This window comes from Prevotella conceptionensis 9403948 (genome assembly GCF_000312305.1).
GTDB lineage: Bacteria > Bacteroidota > Bacteroidia > Bacteroidales > Bacteroidaceae > Prevotella > Prevotella conceptionensis.
Window position 1 is genome coordinate 426,582 of the sequence record NZ_HE999445.1, and the last position, 19,205, is coordinate 445,786.

General features: G+C 46.5%; 14 protein-coding genes and 1 pseudogene. All 15 read right to left on the minus strand.

Going from position 1 to position 19,205, the window contains the following annotated elements:
- Window positions 1–301: 301 nt before the first annotated feature.
- On the minus strand, window positions 302–1,141 hold the full coding sequence (locus BN93_RS06090) for an ATPase (protein WP_019187450.1): 840 nt from the start codon (window positions 1,139–1,141) through the stop codon (window positions 302–304).
- A 240-nt stretch (window positions 1,142–1,381) separates the two neighbouring features.
- Complete coding sequence (locus BN93_RS06095; RefSeq protein WP_044259940.1) at window positions 1,382–2,581, minus strand: acyltransferase family protein; 1,200 nt, start codon at window positions 2,579–2,581, stop codon at window positions 1,382–1,384.
- 18 nt (window positions 2,582–2,599) lie between these two features.
- On the minus strand, window positions 2,600–3,850 hold the full coding sequence (locus BN93_RS06100; RefSeq protein ID WP_019187452.1) for an exo-beta-N-acetylmuramidase NamZ family protein: 1,251 nt from the start codon (window positions 3,848–3,850) through the stop codon (window positions 2,600–2,602).
- Window positions 3,840–5,204: an MFS transporter gene (locus BN93_RS06105; RefSeq protein WP_019187453.1), complete on the minus strand. Its 1,365-nt coding sequence runs from the start codon at window positions 5,202–5,204 to the stop codon at window positions 3,840–3,842. Before BN93_RS06105 ends, BN93_RS06100 begins: the two co-directional genes overlap by 11 nt.
- Window positions 5,205–5,444: 240 nt before the next feature.
- Window positions 5,445–6,857 carry a glycosyltransferase family 2 protein gene (locus BN93_RS06110; RefSeq protein ID WP_019187454.1) on the minus strand — a complete coding sequence of 471 codons (1,413 nt, stop codon included), beginning with the start codon at window positions 6,855–6,857 and terminating at the stop codon, window positions 5,445–5,447.
- A gap of 308 nt (window positions 6,858–7,165) precedes the next feature.
- Entirely contained in the window at window positions 7,166–9,919 is a 2,754-nt protein-coding gene (locus BN93_RS06115; RefSeq protein WP_019187455.1) for a golvesin C-terminal-like domain-containing protein, read from the minus strand.
- A complete protein-coding gene (locus BN93_RS06120; RefSeq protein WP_019187456.1) occupies window positions 9,912–11,381 on the minus strand; it encodes a sodium:solute symporter in 1,470 nt (489 codons plus the stop codon). Before BN93_RS06120 ends, BN93_RS06115 begins: the two co-directional genes overlap by 8 nt.
- A 196-nt stretch (window positions 11,382–11,577) precedes the next feature.
- The gene (locus BN93_RS06125; RefSeq protein WP_019187457.1) at window positions 11,578–12,810 is read right to left on the minus strand and encodes an exo-beta-N-acetylmuramidase NamZ family protein; all 1,233 of its coding nucleotides are present in this window, start codon (window positions 12,808–12,810) and stop codon (window positions 11,578–11,580) included.
- A gap of 302 nt (window positions 12,811–13,112) precedes the next feature.
- Window positions 13,113–13,460, minus strand: coding sequence for a hypothetical protein (locus tag BN93_RS06130; RefSeq protein WP_019187459.1), 348 nt, complete (start codon window positions 13,458–13,460; stop codon window positions 13,113–13,115).
- Window positions 13,461–14,864: 1,404 nt separating this feature from the next.
- Window positions 14,865–15,473, minus strand: a complete 609-nt coding sequence (locus BN93_RS06140; RefSeq protein ID WP_157462706.1) for a hypothetical protein — start codon at window positions 15,471–15,473, stop codon at window positions 14,865–14,867.
- A gap of 188 nt (window positions 15,474–15,661) precedes the next feature.
- Window positions 15,662–15,889 (minus strand): hypothetical protein, encoded by a 228-nt coding sequence (locus tag BN93_RS18495; RefSeq protein WP_232211117.1) that lies wholly within the window; start codon window positions 15,887–15,889, stop codon window positions 15,662–15,664.
- A 38-nt stretch (window positions 15,890–15,927) separates the two neighbouring features.
- Window positions 15,928–16,491, minus strand: coding sequence for a hypothetical protein (locus BN93_RS06150; protein ID WP_019187465.1), 564 nt, complete (start codon window positions 16,489–16,491; stop codon window positions 15,928–15,930).
- 314 nt (window positions 16,492–16,805) lie between these two features.
- Window positions 16,806–17,299: pseudogene (locus BN93_RS19055) on the minus strand (RHS repeat-associated core domain-containing protein); the annotation flags it as partial.
- 225 nt (window positions 17,300–17,524) lie between these two features.
- Window positions 17,525–18,028 (minus strand): hypothetical protein, encoded by a 504-nt coding sequence (locus BN93_RS06160; protein ID WP_019187466.1) that lies wholly within the window; start codon window positions 18,026–18,028, stop codon window positions 17,525–17,527.
- A gap of 611 nt (window positions 18,029–18,639) precedes the next feature.
- Window positions 18,640–19,062, minus strand: coding sequence for a hypothetical protein (locus BN93_RS17905; protein WP_044260009.1), 423 nt, complete (start codon window positions 19,060–19,062; stop codon window positions 18,640–18,642).
- Window positions 19,063–19,205: the final 143 nt, after the last annotated feature.

Sequence of the window (19,205 nt, forward strand, 5' to 3'; positions counted from 1 at the left end):
CTCAACAATTCTTCTGCCGTCTTGGTTTCGAGGTTGTTGTAGAGCGACGGCTGCTCTGTTATCTTTGTGAATGACATAATGATTGTGGGTATAAAAGCCTCACCGGCAACCTGCTACCAGCCTCACCCCGCCCGCTCTCCAAAGGGAGAGGGGGAGTGATGTGCTGTGTGATGGCTTTGTATTCTATACTTATTTACTTGTGCTAGCTTTGCTTACGATGCTTGTTTGCCTTGTAGCTGCATTGTGTAGTTGCCCTGCATACTACTCCCCCTTTCCCCTTGGAGAGGAGCTGGGGGTGAGGCTATGAATGATATTCCACCAATCCTTCCATCGGACTTTTCATTATCCGCCCCAAGGTTACGCCCAATATCTGTGCTGCCTCGGCCACCTCGTTGCGGTAAACATCTGCAATGGAGCCGATGCAGTGCATGGCATACGTGTTGTAATCGTACTGCATCACGTTGCGACGAATAAACGATTTGAAAGCGTTAACCAACAATTGGTGCACGGCAGGGTGCTCGCGATGGCGCGAAAGGAACGGACTGAAACCGGCAAGGAACCTACTTGGGAAGGGTTGACGGTAAACATGGTCGATGATGTCGGCCATGCTGGTATCGTATTCTTCGAAGAACGCCGCCTTCAAGTCGCCTGGGAACTGATTTTTAAGTATGTCGCCCACCAGTCTTTTGCCAAGGTTCGCCCCACTACCTTCGTCACCAAGGATGAAACCTAGTGCAGGAACGTTGAACGAAATGCCCTTGCCATCGTAGAAACAAGAGTTGGAACCTGTGCCCAAAATGCAGGCAATGCCCGGTTGGCGGCCACAAAGGGCATGGGCAGCAGCCAAAAGATCGGAGTTTACTTCAATGGTCGTTGCGTTGGGAAAGCAACGTTCAAGACTTTCTTTTACTAGTGGCGACTTCTCTGGTGTGCATCCTGCGCCATAGAAATACACGGCAGTGGACTGTTCGTTGGGCAGTTGGGGCAAGAGGTTTTGGCGTATCTCGTCTTCCATTTGGTCTTGCGTCTGAAAGAAAGGGTTCATTCCCTTGGTTTCGTAGCGCGCTTGTTGCTGTCCGTTTTGCACAACGCACCAGTCTGTTTTGGTAGAGCCGCTATCGGCGATGAGTATATATTGCATAAGATTTTATTTTTAATTGTTTACGAGATTGCTAATTCTGTATCGGGAGTTAAGGGGTTATGGAGTTAAAGGCGTTAAGCCAATGGCTTTTGAACTTTTGGGTTGATGAGTTCTTGGGCTTGCGGGTTTTAAGTCGCTTTTAAATTCGAGCTGATGATAAGGCAATTGTTTGGGTTGGCCTAAAACAATTTGTCGACAACTCATGAACGCAACAACTCAAAAACCTAAACACCCAAATTCTCACAACTTAATGTATATCTTCCGCTTGTACAGTTGATAACCAATAACCCAATTGAGGGCGATAAAGAGTAGCGAATAAACCAGCGAACCGCCGTATTGCCCGAAGACGGGGGACAACAACTGCGAGTAGACAAAGCCTGTAACGTTCATCTGCTTGTCGCCAACGGGGAAAGTGAATGCGCCGAAGACAATGGCGAAGAAGTCGCTCAGCACAAAAAGGAAGAGCGGATTAACGCCGAACACCTCGAAAAACTTGCTCCACGACTTCCTGCCCCTAACGTCGATAATCCATGTTAGCAGGGCTAAGAGCATGGATGCTAGTCCGCAGGTAACCAATACGAAGGTGGGCGACCACACTTTCTTGTTGATGGGGCAACCATAGCTAAGCAAATAGCCAGCGAAGAGCAACGACGTACCCACAACGAACAGCGGAACAACCTTGGTTAAGGTGATGTTGGTGCGTGCATCAAGCTGTTGTTCGCCTACATCTGCCTTGCGGAAAAGCAAGCTGCCAATGATAAAGCCCAACAGCGTGTGCGCTATCGAGGGCAGTGTACTTAGCAAACCTTCGGGGTCTATGCCGTTGTCGTGATACATGTGGGCATCGGTAAGCACGGCACGGTCGGCAATCGAGAGGATGTTCGTCTCGTCGTAGGCGAATCCGTTGCCTGCCATCAGTATAACAAAATAGGTTAACAGCAGACCTACAATGATGTAGGGCAAGTACTTATGCCGCACGGTGATGGCCAACAACGCCGTTATGCCGTAACAAATGGCCAGTCGTGCAAGCACGCCCGTTAAGCGAATTTTGTCGAACGACCACACCATGTACCACAATTGGGAGAAGAAATCGGCCCCTTCTTGTGGACTGTTCCAGCGGTAGCAGAACTTGGCAAACCAACCTATGGCCAAGCCTACGAGGTAGATTAGCACCATACGCTTCACTATCTTATACACGGTGGCGCGGTTGCAAGCAAAGTCGAACTTGCGCATGGCGATGTAAATGCACATCCCCATCACACACATAAAGAAGGGAAAGACAAAGTCGGTGGGCGTCAGTCCGTTCCATTCGGCATGTTCAAGCGGTGCATACATGTAACTCCAACTGCCTGGATTGTTCACGGTTATCATGCCCGCGATGGTCAATCCGCGCAAAATATCGATGGATAAAATCCTACTGGTGGTCTTATTCTTTTCCATAGGTAGGGTGTTTGGGGGTTATTTATATAGGTAATACTTCTTTGAAAGCGTGCGGAACTGGGCCACATCCTTGTCCCAAAACGGTTTAAGGTCGGCCCAACGATTGTGCATGGCCATCTTGATGCGCACCTGTTTAGAGCCCGAAACCTTATCGAACATGTCGAAACGTTTGGCATCGGCGTTCGCCAAAACCGCATGTTTGGGGTAAAGGCGCGCCACTTCTTCCATGAAAACGAACTGCATGGGCGTTAGTTCAACGCGTTGAAAGTTGGTGATGTGCATCTGAACGCCCTGCAACAGTTCGCCCTTGCCCACGCTATAAAAGGGTTTGAGGTAGATGGGACGAAAGGTAACGCCCGACATTTGGTGGGCGTTCATGGCGTCGGCAAGCTGCACGGCATCTATCCAAGGTGCGGCAAACATCTGGAAAGGAATGGTATATCCCACGCCGATAGACACGTATCCCAGTTCGCCAAGAATGCCGCTAGTGGGATAATAGTAAGCGGTTACGGCCTGTGGGATGTGTGGCGACGAGGCAATCCATTGCAAACCCGTGTCGGCATAGCCCATTGCGCGTTTCCAATTCTTCATCTTCACCACCGTTAGCTTGCAGCGAACGCCGCCTTTGAGCATGCCTTCATCGTTGAGCATGCGTGCCAATTCGCCGCAGGTCTGTCCGTATATATAAGGTATCTTAAACTGACTGACGAACGACATGCAGTCGTCGTCGGTGATATTTCCCTCTATTTTCAGTCCGCCAAGTGGGTTGGGACGGTCTAACACCACAAATTCCTTATCGTTTTCGGCCGCAGCCTCCATAGCCAAGCCCATCGTACTGATGAATGTAAACGAGCGACAACCGATGTCTTGGATGTCGTACACCAGCACATCAACGTCTTTTAGCATCTCGGGTGTTGGCTTTCGGGTCTTGCCGTAGAGCGAAAACACGGGCAGTCCCGTCTTTGCATCGCGCGCCGTTTCCACCTTATCGCCCGCATGTATGTCGCCGCGCACGCCGTGTTCAGGTCCATACAAAGCCACGAGGTTTACGCCGGGGGCGGCTTTCAGCACATCAACAGTAGACACAAGGTTGGCATTTACGCCCGTGGGATTGGTTATCAGCCCCACGCGTTTGCCCTGCAAACACTTAAAATGCTGCTGCGTAAGCACGTCGATACCCGTCAGCACGGTTTTCTTTGCCCACGTTTTGAGGGGAAAGAACACCGTTGCGAGTGCCAAAACGAAGGCAAAGAGGGTTTTATCTTTCATCTTTCGCTATTCGTTTACGTCCGTATTCGGGGTTCACCTTGATGGTTAGCGTAACGCCCACCGTGGCAATACAGCAGGCGATAACCATCCAGAAGAAGTGTTCGTAGCCCAATAATTCTTGCAGATAGCCTGCCGCCATGCCCGGAATCATCATGCTGGCGGCCATGAAAGCGGTGCAAATGGCATAGTGGGCAGTTTTAAATTCGCCTTCGGAGAAGTACATCATGTAGAGCATGTAGGCCGTAAAGCCGAACCCATAACCAAACTGTTCGATGGCTACGCACACGCTAATTGTCGTCAGCGAGCTGGGCATGGCTATACTTAGGTACACAAAGGTGAAACAGGGCAGCGTCATGCAGGCCGCCATGGGCCAAAGACTTTTCTTCAATCCCCATCGCGAGGCGGCCATTCCACCGATTATCCCGCCCACGGTAAGGAAGATAACGCCAATAGTTCCATATACAAAGCCCACGCTCTCTGTGCTCAATCCCAATCCGCCATTGGCGCGTGTGTCGAGCAAAAAGGGACTAACCATCTTGAGCAAAAACGCTTCGGGCAAGCGATAGAGCAGCATGAAGACAATGGCGAACAGCGCACCGGGTTTCTTGAAGTAAAGACTGAACGTGCGTGCAAACTCATCGAATATCTCTTCTGTCGTGCTCCGTTTGCGCGTTTCCATGTCCGCAGGGTTCTCAGCATCTTTCTCCGCGTCTTCCTTTGCACGCGGAACAAAGAACGTATGATAGATGGTAATGCAGCTAAACATCACGGCCGTGATGGCCATCGTGATGGTCCAAGCCCACGGAATGTTGCCCGTTCGGGTTTCTAACACGCCTGCAATGTACACCAACACGCCTTGTCCGAAGATGGACGACAGGCGATAGAAGGTACTTCGAATACCAACGAAGAACGATTGTTGCTGCTGATTGAGGGCGAGCATGTAGAAACCGTCGGCCGCTATGTCGTGGGTGGCTGATGCAAAGGCCGTTATCACGAAGAGTATCAGTGTGAAGGTGAAGAGACTAACGGGCGTGGCCGTGGCCGAAATCACTTCGGGCGAGGGGTGAGGGATGGAGAATGTGAGCAAGATGAAGGCTATGCTCATCACGATTTGCATCATGATAATCCACCAACGCTTGGTGCGCAGGATGTCTACAAAGGGACTCCACAGGGGCTTTATTACCCAAGGAAAGTAAATAAGGCTGGTGAAGAGGGCCATCTCTCCATTAGGTACGCCCATACGCGTGAACAAAATCACCGAGATATTGTTCACAATGAAGTAAGGAATGCCCTCCGCAAAGTAGAGCGTGGGTATCCAAAGCCACGGGTTTATATTCTTTGTTACATTCTTCATTTTGCTGATCTTGCTTCGTTATATTGCTTTCGCTACTTTGTTTACGCAAATTTTCGCTTGCATCGAGATGTGTTGGTACTTGCGATTTGAAAGTTCAAACTTATGGTTAGGCACTTAATTTGCCGACCACATCTTTTACCTTGCTATCCGTCCTGCCCTCTTTGTGAAGACGGCAGGCGGATTAATGCAAGGATGTTTTCCTGTAATTCTTTTTATCTTAGTACCTAATTATTGTCTTTTTTAGCGCTGTTTGTTTAGTGCAATTCGCGCCTCCAACTCCCAAGTTCTTATTCTGTCCTTGTACAAGTTGTTGGCGTTTACCTTCTCGATGCTCAGTGCGGCGTCGGAGTTTCCACCCCAACGGCGACACAAATAGAGCACATCATAGATACGTCCGATTTGATAATGGCGCGAAATGTTCAGCCCCATCGCGTAATCTTCGCCATAACTGGTGTTGGGCAAGCCGATGGAACGCAGCACGGGCGTGTAGAAAGCGCGGGGCGCACCCAGTCCGTTGATGCGCAAAGCGTTGTTTCGGCCGTTGTCGGGTGTCCATTCCTTGTGGTCGATAACGCCTGGGGGAAGTTCGTTAAGGTCGAAGTCGGTCATCATATACGAACCAATCACCATCGCGCACTTTTGCTCATAGAAGGCATCGACGATGGTTTGCAGCGTATGTTCGTCCTTATAAAGGTCGTCGCTGTCTAGCTGAACGGCGAACTTTCCGCAGTGTTTGGAGTTCACGCCATAGTTCCAACAGCCGCCAATGCCCAAGTCGTTGCGTTCGGGAACAAGGTGTATCACGCGCCCATCGCCCTTAAATGCGTCGATGGCTTCGGTTGTTCCGTCGGTGCTATGGTTGTCGATGACGATGAGGTTGAACTTAAACTTGGTTTGTTGTTTCAATACCGACTCGATGGCTGCACCGATAGTGGCCTCCCTATTACGAACGGGGATAATCACCGATGCCTCAACTTCGAACTCGCCCTGGTTGAAATCAATATCTTCGAAATGGGGTTCAAGGTATCCGCCAATCTCTTTCAGATGCTGGGTACATGCCTTTTCCATCTCAATTTGTCGGTCGCGGTTACGTGGGTCAACGTAATCAAACTGTTTTTCGCCACTCTTTCTGTTGTCTTCCTCAACCTCGCTGTACAAGTATTCGTTGGCGTGCACCAGCGCATAGCGTTGACTTAGTTTCAGCCGTAGGTCGTAAAGGCCGGCGTGTTGATAAGTTTCTGTCATGCGTTGCACGCTTTCTTTCAGGGCAGCAGCATCGAAGAAGAGCACCGAACCGAAGTCGAAATCATCTCTTAACGAACCTTTTTGGTAGTCGATAACGGGCGCCTTAACCAGTTCGCCACCCTTTACTTGGTAATGGTCGGCATAAACTAGGCCTGCATTCGTGTCTTGCGCAATCTGCAAAAGACGCTCTAAGGCCATGTAACCCAACTCTAACGTGGTGGTTTTGGTATAAACCAAGGCATAATCGGCATTGCTCTCGGCGGCTATTCGGCGGATGGTTTCCGACTTAAACACAGGTTCGTCAAGGCAAACAACCTTGTCTACCAACTGCGAATTGCGCAAGGCCGACAAGGTTTTGCCTGCCTGCGACTCATCTATATAAGGTACGAAACAAGTTATTTTCTTCATATCGTTGTTATTTATTAGTTTACGAGTTCTGCTGGTGAGTTAGGAAGTTAAGAAGTTAAGGAGTTAAGGAGTTAAGCCAAATGCTTGGTGGCAGAGTGGACGATAATCCTTGTTAACTCGTTAACTTGTCAACTAACATCCTAGTTAAGGAGTTAAGGAGTTAAGCCAAATGCCTTGACGGCGTTAGCCATCTTTTCACCTTTTCACCTTTTCACCCTTTCACTTTTAGAGGGCGTTAGCCATTCTTTCACCTTTTCAACCTTTCACCCTTTCACCTTTAAAAGTCACCTTTTCACCCTTTCACCCTTTCACTTCTTCACCTTTTTCTCTTCCCCGGTAAACGAAGTGATGTGTCTAGCCTTCTTCCCATCCCCTTTGGGGTCGTGCGAAATGTCTTCGTGGGACTGACGCATAAAGAAATCTACGATGGTTTTCATCAGTTTCTCGCGACAGAAGGCCTGCGTGATGCTCTCGAAAGGGAACCCCATAACGAACGTTTTGTAGCTACCTTGCGAGGCAACGGCCGCACTGAGGTTGTTTTCGGAATAGCGCATCACGGTATATCCCGTTGAGTCGGCCGCCTCGATAGCATCGGGCGACTCCACTATATATTGCTCCGAGTTCAGCGTGTTGGCGTAGTTCATCTCGCCCACGCCTAGTTGCAGCGGCGAACGCACCATGCGAACACCCCCTGTAAGGGCAGCGCGCGAGTTGCGCCACTTATATTTAAGCACCTCTGTGGCAAAGCGTTGGTCGCTCTCTAAGGGCTTGGCCAGCGGGTTACACCAAAGGTCGCTACCCACGTATGCACCCGAAACAAAAAGGTGAACGCCACGCTGGGCATACTCAGCCAATGTTTTTTGCACCTTCGCATCAAAGGTTTTAAACATCAAGGGGCGCACATTTCCACGTCCCATCTTGGTTTGGCACTGCTTACCCAGTATGTAATCAACAAATACGTAGCCGTCTTCCGCCTTGTCTAAGCACTCGTTAGCACACGATTCAAAGCTCAAACCCGCCTTCAATATGGCCTCGCCATGCAGCGCGGGGTAGTCGAACGTGTTTCCGGCAATCACCTTTGTCTCCTCATTTCCATAGCTATCGCCGTATCCGCCCGAATCATCGTCGAGCCAAGGCAAGGTTCTGTTAAACTCTTTTTGGCTCCCCGTGTAGCTGATGTCTTGCAGATAAGGCACGCCGTGGTCGATGTTGTCGAGGAAACCGGCATATAAAGTGTCGATGGGCGCAGGCGCAACAAAGTCGGCAGGCGCACAAACGCGGTCGAATCCATTTACCACTAACGCCTTCTTTCCCATGCTGGCCGAACATCGCGCCACGGCCATTGTCTCGGAAGGAAAACTCTTTCCGCCCTTATTAACGGCCTCAACGCGGAAACTACACACCACATCGGCAGGAATACGAGCCACATATCGGTTGCGTTTCACCACCTTGCCGTTGTCGAATGCGCCGTTACCCAAACGGGTATAAACAATATATCGGTCGGGCATGGCCGATGGTTCCAGCGTGTCGGCCACGGCGTTCCACGTCAGTTCCACTTGGTCTCGGCCTTTAAGCGATGCCGAAAGATGGTCTACGGGCAACGGTGCAACAATGGGCGTTTGCCCTCGTTGGGCACAGATAAAGCGCAACATGCCCTTATAAATGGCCCTGCTCACGGTGAAACGAAAGCGCGGGTCGAGGCCGTAACGCATGTCGGCGAAGTTCTGATGCGAAAGCAATTCGAGCAACATGGCGGGAACGCGCGGCGTGCGGGCCTCGAAATACGAGGCATCACGACTGCCACGACTGTTCCAAAGCGGTTCGTACAGTGCGCGAATGTCGTTCAATATGCTGTTTTGCACGCTCTCGGTAAGGTCCTTACAGAGGTATCGCGAGGCACCGTTGGCAAACACACTGTCGTAACTCTGGGTGTAATATATGCCCAATGTGCCGATGGTGCGGTCGTCTTTGGTAACGCCTGCATCGCTGTGGAATGCCAAAGATAGGTCGATGGGCACGTTAAGTCCCTGCCCTTCGGGGTAACTTTGCGAGCCGCCAGCAAGCCAATTCACCCACATTCCACGGCTTTTATAATCGTCGGTATAGTCGTTTTCGCCATGCGATTCCGAGTAAACGCTGTCTGGCACGCCAGCCCATTGCAGCCAATAGCGTGCGGCCTCGGTAAAGCGAGGGTAGCCACTAACGTCCGGTCGACCAATGTTACCCATTCCTCCACCAAACTTTACGCCGTCTGCCGTCACCATTTCGCCCACTTTCCCCGTGTTGTTGCTTAGACAAACACGATGCTGTTGGCCCGCCTTTTCATCGAAAACAAACTTGCCAAGGTAAATCCAAGTGCCGCCACCCATTTGTTGGTTCACGCGAAAATGGCTCTCACCGCCTTGGTGATACACCGTGTAATGTGCCGTGGCAGTACTTCCCTGCACGGTTTTATACGACACGTACACGGCATATTCGCCTGTCTTTGGCACGTTTGGCACCCACTCGGCAAGGCTCTCCTGTCCTTTCTTTATCGACTGAACGACACGAAACGTGCCATCGCGGAAAGGATTTTGAAAGTCGGCGTACACCTTATGTCGGTAGGCAAAGCCTTCTCCCTGCCCCTGCTGCCATGTTTGCTGGCCATTGCGTTCCTTATATACGGCGTTCGGCGACAACGTGTTGGCATCGTTATCCACCACCACTTCGTGCGTGTTCCAATCTCTTTCGCGCGGCACCAGCACGTTTGCGCCTGCATTTTCGAGCATGGGCACGAGGAAAGGCAACACGTAACTCTGCGTATAGAGGTCTTCTACGGTTTGCAACAGGCGTGCGCGCTGCCACTCCCAGCGGTCTAGTGTGCGCTCATAATATCGGCCGTGACTTTGCCAAACGGCGATGTGTCTGCCCAAAAGGCCCTGTGTGGGCGTGGTGGGAGCCGACATGTTTGTTACCAACGGCTGGTCGCAGTGGGGTGCGAAGGTCGTTGGGGCTGCCTGTTGTGCCCGTGTTGCAAGGGCCGTAAGGCAAAGGGTTGCTAGTGTAAGGACGGGTCTAAGCATTGTTTATGATGTTTTTGGGGGGCGTGCCACGCTTGATAAGCAGACAAAGTCCCACGAAAGTGAACAGGGCATTGAGTATCAACAACTCGTAACTGAAATGATAGCCGTTGAACCAAGCCTCAGAATGGCGGTCCAACACCCAACAAAGCAAGGGCGAGGCCAAGGCCACGAGGGGTATCCAGCGGTCGCGCACAGGCCGTTTTATCAGTATGCCAAAGGCAAAGAGGCCCAATATGGGGCCGTAAGTGTAGCTGGCAAGGGTGTAAACGGCATCTACTACGCTGGTGTTGTTCAGTATGTTGAACACGATTATGGACAAACCCATCACCACGGCCATGCCTACGTGTACACGTTTTCGCATTCGGGTAACTTCGTCTTCGCTGCGCTTGCCTGCCCCAAGTATGTCTACGGTGAACGAAGTGGTGAGTGCGGTGAGCGCAGAGCCAGCCGCATTGTAGGCCGAGGCCGACAAGCCAACGATGAACAGCACGCCAACAATGCCCGGCAGCAAGCCTCCTGTGGCGATTGTGGGGAAAAGTTGGTCGCCAGTAGCCGTTAGTCCGTGGCGTGCAGCCTCTTCGTAGAGCAGCACACCCAGCATAAGGAAGGCCGCTACCACGATAAACTGCAACAAGATGCTAATCACCATGTTCTTTTGAGACTCGCGACTGTTGCGGCAACTCAGGTTGCGCTGCATCATATCTTGGTCTAAGCCGGTCATGGCGATGGTGGTAAAGATGCCGGCAAAGAACTGTTTGAAGAAGAATTGCTTGTTGTTTACGTCGTCGAAGAAGAACATGCGGCTCATGTCGCTTTGGCTAATGTGGCTCACCACGCCGCCAAACGATAGCTGTAAGTCGCCCGCGATGAACCAAATGCACAATGCCACCGACACGATAAGGCAGGCTGTTTTAATCAAATCGGCCCAAATTACCGACTTAACGCCGCCCTTGTGGGTGTAAAACCATACGCAACCCACCGACAAGGCCACGTTAACCCAGAAGGGTATGCCCAACGGGCCGAAAGCCAAAAGCTGCAAAGTGAAACACACGAGAAAGAGACGAACGGCCGCACCCAACATCTTTGAGATGAAAAAGAACCATGCACCCGTGTGATAGGCCTGCTGCCCAAAGCGGTTGCGCAGGTATTCGTAAACCGATGTAAGCTGCAAACGATAGAACAAGGGCGTAAGCACGAAGGCTACAATGAGCTGACCGGCGATAAATCCCAACACCAGTTGCAGATAACCAAAGCCGCTTTGCGCCACCATGCCTGGCACCGAAACGTAGGTAACGCCCGATATGCTGGCCCCAATCATAGCAAACGCCACCATGTACCACTTGCTTTGCCTACTGCCGGTGAAGAAAGCGGCATTATCCACATTGCGCCGGGCAAGGCCCGAAACAAGGAACAATACGGCGAAATAGGCCAAAACGGTTGCTAAGATTGCTAGTGGGGTCATATCATGTTGGTTTAAATATAGTTGACGAGTTGACAAGTTTAGGGGTTGACAGGCTTTACAAGTTGATGAGTTTAAAGTTAAAGAGTAGCGGACTATTGGCTTAACTCCATAACTCCTTTACTCCTTACCTCTTTACTCCTTTCTCCTTCGTCCTTTACTCCTTTTACTACTTACTCCTTTACTACTTACTCCTTTACTACTTACCTTTACTCCTTCGTCCTTTACTCCTTTTACTACTTACTCCCTTACTACTTACTCCTTCCTCCTTATATATAAGATACTTTCGCCGCATCTCCTTATATTTTTCCAGTTCGGGCTGCCAAACAGCGCGTATCTCCTCGTTAGAACGACCTTCCATAATCATCTTTTGCACATAGTCCACGCCCACCAACTTGGTGAAGAAGGGTGTGAAAAAGCGCTCGCCGACGTTTAAGTTGCGGTAAGCATCGATGACATACGTGAGGTCGAAGCCCCGCTTAATAATCTCTTCTTGGGGTTTGTGGCTTAGGTTTACACCAAAACACAGCTGGTTTATCTGCGGCGGATTTTTCGCGCCAGGCACACTTCGGGGTATAAAGCTGTATTTATAGCCCGTCATTTGGGGGTGTCCGTATTGCTGAAACGGCAAGCCTGTGCCACGCCCAAGGCTTACATCCGTGCCTTCGAACAAGCAAATAGAGGGATATAGGTATATGGCCTGCATGTTAGGCAAGTTTGGCGAGGGCGCAATAGGCAGCTTGTAGCGCGTAGAATGGGTATAGTTGCGGCATGCAATGATGTCGAGCTGGCATGGCTCGCCACCTTCCAACCACCCTTCGCCATTTATCATGCCCGCCATTTCGCCCAAAGTTAATCCGTGAACAACAGGAATGGGCAAAGCGCCAACACCCGACTTGTACTTCATGTCGAGCACCGGACCGTCTACATAGCATCCGTTTGGGTTAGGCCTATCCAATATCATCATCGTGGTTTTGGTCTTCGCGCAGGCGTTCATCAATTGCAACATGGATATATAATAGGTGTAGAACCTCAGTCCCACATCCTGAATGTCGACCACCAACACGTCTGTTTCCTTCAACACTTTAATGTCAGGCATTCCGTCTTTTCCGTTATAGAGCGAAAAGATGCGCACGCCCGTTTTCTTATCTGTGGAGTTTTTAACATGTTCGCCAGCATCGGCAGTACCCCTGAATCCATGTTCGGGGGCGAAGATGCCCACCACATTCACCTTATTATCAATAAGCAAGTCTAAGATGTGCTTGCCCTGCACCACTGCCGTATGGTTGGCAAACAGTGCCACTCGCTTGTCTTTCAGCTTGGGCAGGTACGCATCTGTACGCTCGTCACCGCAAATCACACGTGTTTTCTGTGCCTTACCGACAACAGCAGTAAGACAAAAGAGTATCAATATCGTAACAATTTTTTTCATGTCAGGGCGGTTTCTAGTTGCTTACATGGCAAAGTTAGCGATAATTTTTAGAATTAGAAACAGCAAATTAGGTATTTTTATATTTGTTATTAATGTTTTGCAAAAGGCGGAAATGGTTGAGTGCAACAAAAGCTCGCCCCTTAACGGCAATGGCATAAGCAACGCCCAGCATGGCCAACATCAGTAAATAATGCTTGGTAAAGAGTGATTCAGTTGTCGCAGACATCGTATGCCATATCGCATTACGGATGACGGTTGACCATTATTCTTTGTGATGTGCGTGGCAAGCCTTTGAGAACAGTTTAGACACTTAATACTAAGGTTTCAACTGAAAAGAAAAATAGTTCAATATATTTACCGTCTAGAGTGTTCACAATTAATTTTAAATTATCTCCATCTTCTTCCGCATCTAGAATTAGACTAATAATTCCTAAGTTGCTCTCAAGAGAGCTATATCCCTCTCTATCAATGATTTTACTTTTTGCTTGTTGCCAATTACAAATAACAAATTTGCATTTTGACTCTATGTGTTTGTTTGCTATAAAGTCGAAATAACCAGAAAAATATATTTGAATGCACCTATTGACATTGTCATAACAGAATTTTTCTGCAATTTCATCATCAAATGAATATCTATTTTTTAATTTCATGTTTAAACTTTATTGAACTTTCGCAAGCGAATAAATCGCAGAGTGATTTATTCACTTGCAGAAGTTTAGTATTTCTACAAATTGAGTGGCGTTTATTATCTTTGTGCCGTGAAACCAAGGTAAGCACCCAGCTCATGTACGAAGTACAGAACAAAGATACGATAAAATATGAAATTCTGCCCTCATTTGTCTGTGGTAAAACGTGGTTAGGCCTGAAAAAGTAACCCTATGGCAGTCATTCAACCCATGCCCTACAAGTTGAAGACCACCTGCCAATGCCCGATTACGTCTGCGTTTCCATGATGCAGTCCCTGTTGGCCATGAGCAGCATTCCCTACAACCGCTCGCGCTGGCGGTAGTAAGCGCACGTGTTTTCCGTGCCGTTGCACAAAGGCGCGCATGCGGCCCAATCGGTTTTGTCTATTTTTCAGTAAGAAATTTAACACAAAAAGTGCCCTTTCTGTCCACCAAATGTCCACCTTGCCGCAAAAAATCGATTCTCGCGGAGGTTTGTTTTGATGCAAAAAGGGGTTAGTTGTGCATGTAGGCAAAATGAATTTTTATTTAAACCGACCGCCACCAACACCCGTTTTGGGGCCATTTGCAGCAAAATGCAATGCGTTTTGGTGCAAAACACAGTGCAGTATGCCGCTAAACGCAGTGCGTTTTGGTGCTAAATGCAGTGCGTTTTGGTGCAAAACGCAAGGTGAAATGGTGCTAAATGCAGTGCTAAATGCGGCAAAATGCGAGGCGAAAAGTATAAATATCCGTTGAAATGGTATAAATAAAACCTTTTAGAACCATGAAACACATGGTTGAAAAGGGCAAAATAGTGGTTAAAAAGTGGGTTTTTAGGGGTAAAAAGCGGGTAATTGGGCGTAAAAAGATATGAGGTGGCGACCAATCTAGAAAGCTAAAATGGTGCAAAATGCAGGCCTTTTCTCAAAAAACGGACAAAGCAACAGGCGTGAAAGGCTAGAAATAGGGGTCATTTACCTACTTTTTAACCTCAATTTTCGCTAGAACGGAGCGAAAATTAGAGTCGCTTTGTAAAATAAAATATAACAGATTGAGTTTTTGAGCTGATGGGTTAGTGAGTGTGTAAGTTGGTGAGCTGATGAGGTTATAAGTTGATGAGTTGGTGAGTTGGTGAGTTGATGAGTTTGTAAGTTGATGAGTTTATGAGTTGGCAGGTTGGTGGGTTGGTCAGTTTGTGAGTTGATGTATTCATGAGCTATTGGGCTTTCATGAGTTTATCAGCCAGCGAGCTGTTTTACCCTGCACTTCGTATATGAGAGGAGTTTTTATCTTGTGTTGGCATCACAAGGACAACAAACTCCTCTCAATTTATAGGAACATTAAAAGCCAAGACGGCCTTGACTTGTGAACATCTCTTCCGTATTCTCAAAGATCAAAATTTACATCTATATATTCTATAACATAACCTCTTTTGTCGTTCTCACTATATGCAACATGGAAACTTCTTCCGTCACCAGTAAATACCGTCCATGTACCGACATTCCTTATATCCATTTTCTTTCCCTCCTTATTTACAACCGCATATCCCTTTCCCGCTATTTGTTTATTGCGATAATATTTTCTCACGAAATAAACATTATCCGAATTAATTCCTTCATGCTTGCGGACACTGTCTCGGTTTGATTTTGTAATTTCTTCTATCACAACAGAGTCGATTTCTCCATTTTTCTCCTTTAGTAAAATTTCCTCATACAGTTTCTTTTTAAGTTGATTAATTGCAGAGGAAGACTGAGCCATATACCACTCGTTAGCAAGTGAATAAAAGACGTATGTGCGGGAATCTAAATATAAATCCAATTCAAATTCGCTTTCACTAACCTGTGTATACATATATATAAAGCCGTGCCATCTAAATTCTTCGTTCTCATGCACAACCTTTAAGCCAATTGCATCTATTGTCTTTGGGTAACAATTATGAATTCTATGATACCACTCTATTTTCTCTATTAAGGTGTGCGCATTCCTTTTAGCCACGTATAATTTTAGTCTGGGTACGATGATAAGCCACACGCAGATAAGGAGTACAATCACCCCGACATATAACTTGACATTCCTTACATTCATATTTGCATCTCCCTCATCACTTTTCTTATTATCGTACGACCCATTAAAATGACTTATCAAAGAAAACCCTATACGCTCAAAAGAACCGCCATTAACTATCAATAAGTTGCCTCTTCTAAAACTTCCTTGTGGAGTTCTTTTTCAGAGGTCTCATATAGTTCATCATTTCTGTCAATGTCGATAATTTTAATTGGGTTACCACGGTAGTAAACATAAGAATCGGTTAGTTGGTATTCCTCTATTAGGGGTTCCACCCCGTGCCACAAACTCGTTACAGAATTCATATACCTTGCACCGTATGTATAATGCTCATGCCCTCTTTGCATGGGCTGCGTCTTGTTTAATAATCTTGGCTCTGTTTCTCCTAATGCTCTTTTAAAACGATTCGTCTCTTTTTGTAATTAGAAACGGCTATTGGCACAATTATCTCGTCAACGTATGTGGGGGCCAAAATACTCATTGAGCTTTGTGCATTATGCCAAAACTTATCTTTGTTTGTTACTAAGAAAACTCCCCGTATACCGCAACTGTAATAATATACCTTTTCGCCTGTTGCAAGGAGAATGTATCCTTTGTGCTTAAGCCTATTAAACTCACAGTTAAATTCATTTATAAATAACGCACAATCATCAAATACATCCCGGCTATATCCATAAATTGTTTCATAACATTTTTCATACGCACTGTTAGGAAGAGGAACACATGGGGCCAAAGAATAAATACTTTTAATAAACAAATCCATGCTGGCCAAATTAACTGTAATTGTGTCTTGCTTAAAAGCTGCAGCAAAAACAAGTGGGTAAATATCATTCCCTGGCCTTATGAACTCAACGTATGTGTACTCTGCTGCAAAAAGAGAATCTCCTTGTTTGCGCGCATGGCAATATCCTGCATTCAAGAGAAGTATCAAAGTAAAGACGTATTTCATTTTTTGTTTTATTGTTGGTAAAAATGGAGTTGTTATAAATTCCTAAGCATCTTTCAAACTTGGTTTACTTGGATCGTACTTCATAATTCCCTGAGTAGCGCCATTTCGGATTGATAGGTCATTCCCCCATCAGAAAAAGACAAATCGAATAAAACCATATATCCTTTATATTCCCCAAAGGGGATAATAAAATTTAAGCCATTGAGAAAGTCGTTGTACTGTTCATTATTTGAATATCCTTGGATGTGTAATCTTGTTGTTCCTCTGTTATTCCACCTTTGGAAGTGCGATATGGTCTAGAACCTGTAACTACATAGTGCCTTGCCGCTTAACTTGTACGGTATTTCCTCGCTACCGTGTTCGTCCACGAGCAGTTCGCCCAAAGGCAGGTAGGCATTGAACTGGGTGATGTTGGCCTTGACATCGGTGAGATAAGAGGTGCTGCCGAGGTGGTCACTGTGATAGAAGAGGACGTCTTCGATGTTGGTCTTGTCCGTTGGGAAATAGCCATAACCCGGTTGTGCTTTGTCAGGGTCTTCGGGCTTGTCCCATTGAATGAACGATTTCGATGGTGTACCAGCGTGGTATTGCGCTTCGGTCGTTGCACCCAACCTTCGGGCACAGAGTGGTCACCCAGCTCCCCGATGATGGAGTTGTAGCCATAACCAGTGTTGTCGGGATCGGCTGTTGCACCCTTCATTGTAGGAACACAGGGAGGTGTGCCAAGCGACTTGTAAGACTCCTCGCGCTGCCCTTCTATCTGCGTCATGCGGGCGGCGTAAACTTTCTGACCAGGCGTGACGTTGTTTCATTTTTTTCTTGCCATATCGTTTCTTAGGGATCACGATAATCAAATTCATATCGAGTAAGACGATTATTCATAAAATGGTATCCGCAATGATATGCCCAATCGGGAAGAGACTGGCTATAAACAATCTCTACACCTTCCGCCGTTTTATATCGTACCCTTTATAGACAATTTAGGGCCATCATGGCACATTCTTCCATGCTTTGCTTGATCTTCAGAAACACTCTATCTCATTGTATATTCATCATCTGATACTCTACTTACTGTAAAATGGTGTTTAGTACATATATAGCCATATACGGCAATAGGACTACCATCAAAAATACCATATCCGCTAATTCTACGAAAGGTTTCGAATTCTAAATTTAACTTGTATTCATAATAATAATAATCATCCTCGTATACAACCCTCTTGTTCTTTATGAAAATAATTCTACACATTTCAGAATCCGACCCAATAAGAGCCGTATAAGGATCTTCTGCATCCCCATATGTTTTTATCCCGATTATATTTTGAATTCCATTTAGTGGAGTAAGTGAATAAAAGACATACATCGTGTCATAGTCTATATCTAGTGCTTCACGTAAATCTAATTCGCCTTTCCCTTGGTCATTCAATATCTTATGTTTAGAAATATACCGTTCTACCTTTTCAGGGAAGTGATGTGTACAACTGCAAACAAGAGCGACTCCTATTGTAAAGACAAATATTGATATTAACTTATTCATTTAAACCATTATTATTTTTTATGTTTTACGGCAGCATCGTATTGTTTTGTTCGTGCTAGCTGCTTTTTGTATAGAAACACTACCACCACCGTTAGTGATATATTGAAGAATTCATTGGTCTACTAGCTGCAAAGTTATTTTTGTAGAATCAACATAAAGTATCAACAAAGAGGGATTGACTTCATGGATTTTATACTCTGTCCCACCCAGTGATATTACCGAGTCGCCCTTTAAATCCAATATCCAGGCCAAAGGTGATCATACTTAGATAAATTCCCTTGTAAGTCTCGAACTAGCATTTTCCATGTTCCATCCCTATTAAAATAAAAACATCTGCGGATTTTGGATCTTGGGTCGAGGTTCACATACCATAATTTAGACTTGTCTCCACTGATTAGAGCTGCAAGTTCTCTCTTCTCTGCGCATGAAAATGCAACCAGTACAGTAATAACCAATGCTATCAGCCTAGAAGGTAATTACATTACCTCCAACAATCTATTATGGAACATACCCTTCTCCATGCTTCTGTAAACATTTGCTTGCTTTACCAATCTGTTAATCAAATAAATTATGTGGCAATCTTGCAGAATTTTATAAGTGCATCTTGGAAATCACCTCCCAGGCTCTAGACTCCTTCTTAACTTTCCTCTTGAATCTGCCCAGAAATATTCCTTGATATAGACCTGAGCACCCATTCCAGAATGGATTACAACATATCTTGTATTGGGGCGAAATTTAATTCTCCGAAGGTTTTTAGTAATACCATTACTGTTCATTTCCTCCACGGACAATGTAGATGATACGTTTTTAAAGTTTATTGTATCACAACTTCTAGTGTCAAAATCATTTTTCTTTGTGATGAAGAACAGATGACTTTCGCTAGGATCTAGACAGTCAGACTCTATTTCCATATGCAAGAAGTTATGTACAATCAAAAGTTGCCGGCTCTCATCAAGTGAGAAATCATGATTTTCGTTACATGACATTAAGAAAGGCAACATCATAAAAATGCAAATAGAATATATTTTCTTCATTTTTTTGTTCTTTAATATGCGTTCCACCACTTGTCGATTTGTCTAATCTTTTCAGCATCAGGATATCAGTTCCATTCTAAGGGTTCGATAAAGCCATATTTTTTTTATCACAACTTACACTAAATGTGTATCTTCCTGTAACT

What these genes read in the sequence shown, in the direction of transcription:
- BN93_RS06115 (WP_019187455.1), bottom strand. Translation starts at nt 9,919, where the DNA reads ATGCTTAGACCCGTCCTTACACTAGCAACCCTTTGCCTTACGGCCCTT.
- BN93_RS06105 (WP_019187453.1), bottom strand. Translation starts at nt 5,204, where the DNA reads ATGAAGAATGTAACAAAGAATATAAACCCGTGGCTTTGGATACCCACG.
- BN93_RS06090 (WP_019187450.1), bottom strand. Translation starts at nt 1,141, where the DNA reads ATGCAATATATACTCATCGCCGATAGCGGCTCTACCAAAACAGACTGG.
- BN93_RS06095 (WP_044259940.1), bottom strand. Translation starts at nt 2,581, where the DNA reads ATGGAAAAGAATAAGACCACCAGTAGGATTTTATCCATCGATATTTTG.
- BN93_RS06160 (WP_019187466.1), bottom strand. Translation starts at nt 18,028, where the DNA reads ATGAATAAGTTAATATCAATATTTGTCTTTACAATAGGAGTCGCTCTT.
- BN93_RS06130 (WP_019187459.1), bottom strand. Translation starts at nt 13,460, where the DNA reads ATGAAATTAAAAAATAGATATTCATTTGATGATGAAATTGCAGAAAAA.
- BN93_RS18495 (WP_232211117.1), bottom strand. Translation starts at nt 15,889, where the DNA reads ATGCAAAGAGGGCATGAGCATTATACATACGGTGCAAGGTATATGAAT.
- BN93_RS06100 (WP_019187452.1), bottom strand. Translation starts at nt 3,850, where the DNA reads ATGAAAGATAAAACCCTCTTTGCCTTCGTTTTGGCACTCGCAACGGTG.
- BN93_RS06120 (WP_019187456.1), bottom strand. Translation starts at nt 11,381, where the DNA reads ATGACCCCACTAGCAATCTTAGCAACCGTTTTGGCCTATTTCGCCGTA.
- BN93_RS06125 (WP_019187457.1), bottom strand. Translation starts at nt 12,810, where the DNA reads ATGAAAAAAATTGTTACGATATTGATACTCTTTTGTCTTACTGCTGTT.
- BN93_RS06110 (WP_019187454.1), bottom strand. Translation starts at nt 6,857, where the DNA reads ATGAAGAAAATAACTTGTTTCGTACCTTATATAGATGAGTCGCAGGCA.
- BN93_RS06150 (WP_019187465.1), bottom strand. Translation starts at nt 16,491, where the DNA reads ATGAAATACGTCTTTACTTTGATACTTCTCTTGAATGCAGGATATTGC.
- BN93_RS17905 (WP_044260009.1), bottom strand. Translation starts at nt 19,062, where the DNA reads ATGAAGAAAATATATTCTATTTGCATTTTTATGATGTTGCCTTTCTTA.